This is a genomic window from Pseudomonas sp. PME37.24/025, assembly GCF_055556615.1.
This window is the reverse complement of sequence record NZ_JBVHNK010000077.1, coordinates 1-308: the sequence shown is the minus strand read 5'-3', so window position 1 is coordinate 308 and position 308 is coordinate 1. Positions and strand designations below refer to the sequence as shown.

Annotated in this window: 1 protein-coding gene; it reads right to left on the bottom strand. The window is 64.3% G+C overall.

The annotated features are described in order from the left end of the window. On the bottom strand, window positions 1-308 hold a 308-nt coding region (locus ACZ3HH_RS29575), incomplete at both ends, for an immunoglobulin-like domain-containing protein (RefSeq protein WP_465810076.1).

Sequence of the window (308 nt, the reverse complement as noted above, 5' to 3'; positions counted from 1 at the left end):
GTCAGGGTTGCGGTGTAAACGATGGAGCCGCCTTCAGCCACGGAGTCGGTCGTGCTCAGGCTGAGAGTGGTGGTGCTTGCGGTATCGGTCACCGAGGTGTCCGCCGACTTGCCGTCGACGTCCAGCTTCTCGTAATTACCGCCCTTGGCGTCGTCGATCTTGACGCTCAGGGAGGTGCCGCCGGTCAGGGCATCGTTCGGCGCAGTGAAGTTGACACTGGCGCTGCTCGAGCCGACCGGGATGGTGATGGTCTGGCCATTGGACAGGGTCACAACCACCGGCGAACCGGTCACCGGCGCCGACACGGA